General features: G+C 39.8%; 1 protein-coding gene. It reads right to left on the bottom strand.

Features of this window, described 5'->3' with window-relative positions; all coding sequences use genetic code 11:
- Positions 1–250: transposase family protein (locus I6E24_RS16815; protein WP_235329851.1), on the bottom strand; the 250-nt coding region annotated here is incomplete at its 3' end.
- Positions 251–344 lie beyond the last annotated feature (94 nt).

Below are 344 nucleotides of genomic sequence, written 5' to 3'. Positions count from 1 at the left end.
AATCCTGATTCTTGCACTTATAGCGTTGGACTTTCATGCGGATTATCACCTTTTTGCCGCCTATCGGGAGTCCTATAAAGTCACGAACTCGAAAACCGTTCTTGACCAATTGGCGATGCCCGCACTTAGGACAGTCTTTCTTCCGCTCTTTTGCTTCAATATGTAAGATAATTGTATTACCTTTGTATTCCTCACGAGTGCATTTGTGGTTATATAACCCCCAAGCATGATATAGAAAACTGCTGTTCATTACTGTACATTTGTTTGTGGTGATTCAAATATACAATTTGTTCAGCGGTTTTCTTCGTTAATTAACAACTATCACGCGAAATGTCGGATGAACC

This window comes from Bacteroides caecigallinarum, from assembly GCF_021530995.1.
GTDB lineage: Bacteria > Bacteroidota > Bacteroidia > Bacteroidales > Bacteroidaceae > Phocaeicola > Phocaeicola faecigallinarum.
Note: the sequence above shows the minus strand (reverse complement) of the source record. Positions and strands in the feature narration are given on the sequence as shown.